The 519-nt window shown below is 63.0% G+C and carries 1 protein-coding gene; it reads left to right on the top strand.

Annotation, left to right across the window (positions count from 1 at the left end; genetic code table 11):
• A partial coding sequence (locus U8U01_RS17365; RefSeq protein ID WP_322176831.1) for an Ig-like domain-containing protein occupies positions 1-519 on the top strand: 519 nt, incomplete at both ends.

Here is a 519-nt window from a genome sequence, read left to right as displayed (position 1 = left end):
CGGACGGCACGGTGGGCAGCCGGGATGTCACCTGGGCCATAGGGCGGGCCACAATAGCCTCTGTGCCCAGCCAGAGCGGCAGCCTCACCTATACCGGGGAGGAACAAACCCCGGCCTTTGAGGGCTACAACGCCGCGCAGATGGCTATTGCGGGGGCGCAGGCAGGCACCAATGCGGGCACCTACAAGGTACAGTTTACCCCGGACGAAAACCATCAATGGCCGGACGGCAGCACGGAGGCCAAAGAGGTAAGCTGGACAATAGCCCCGGCAGCTGGCAGCATAACTCTGGACAAGAGCAGCCTGGAGCTGCGGGCCTCCCTTATGTCGGGCGTTATCACGGTAACAAGGCCGGGTGACGGGGCCATAACAGCCACGTCCGGCAATACCAGCATAGCCACGGTAAGCGTGGATGGGAACGAGGTCACGGTGACGGCAAAGGCCAAAGGCTCGGTGAATATCACCGTAGCGGTGGGGGCGGGCGCAAACTATACGGCCCCCCAGAGCAAGACCGTAAGCG

The organism is Acutalibacter caecimuris (genome assembly GCF_034335085.1).
Lineage (GTDB): Bacteria > Bacillota > Clostridia > Oscillospirales > Acutalibacteraceae > Acutalibacter > Acutalibacter caecimuris.
This window is presented reverse-complemented; position numbering and strand designations above follow the sequence as displayed.